This is a genomic window from Mesorhizobium sp. M7A.F.Ca.MR.362.00.0.0 (assembly GCF_004023175.1).
Lineage (GTDB): Bacteria > Pseudomonadota > Alphaproteobacteria > Rhizobiales > Rhizobiaceae > Mesorhizobium.
The window spans coordinates 1-616 of the sequence record NZ_RZTF01000879.1 but is presented as its reverse complement, the minus strand read 5'-3'; the positions used below and the strand labels follow the sequence as shown (position 1 = coordinate 616).

1 protein-coding gene is annotated in these 616 nt (G+C 62.8%); it reads left to right on the top strand.

What is annotated here, in order from left to right; all coding sequences use genetic code 11:
- Positions 1–616, top strand: a 616-nt coding sequence (locus EOC06_RS38295; RefSeq protein WP_164899051.1) for an efflux RND transporter permease subunit, incomplete at both ends; no start/stop codon positions are given.

The window sequence follows — 616 nt, the reverse complement described above, 5'->3', positions numbered from 1 at the left end:
TTCCTGGTGTTCCTCGTCTTCGTCGGCACCGCGGCAGCATCGGTGTGGCTGATCCAGACTTCGCCGAAGGGTTTCTTCCCGCAGGAGGACATCGGCCAGATATCGGTGACCACCATCGCACGTCAGGACATCTCTTTCGACGCCATGTCCAGGCTGCAAGGACAGGTCGCCAGCGTCTTCTCGCATTCGCCCTATGTCGACCATGTGGCGTGGTCGGCGGGCAGCGGCAACAATGCGCTCAACCAGGGGCAGCTTTTCGTCCAGCTCAAGGGCAAGGACCAGCGCCCCGATATCGAGAAGGTGCTTTCGGACCTGCGCAAGCAACTGGCCGGCGTGGCGGGCATCGAGACCTACATGCAGCCGGTGCAGAATTTGAGGCTGGGCTCGCGGTCGTCGGCCAGCGCCTACCAGCTCGTGGTTCAGGGCCTTGATACCGGCCTGACCGATATCTGGGCGCAGAAACTGAACGACGCGATGGCTGCCGACCATGCGAACTTCACCGACGTCACCAGCGACCTGCAGAACAATGCGCTGCAGGCGACGCTGGTGGTGGATCGCGACAAGGCCGCCCAGCTCGGTATCGACACCGACACATTGCGCTCCGCCCTCTATGGCG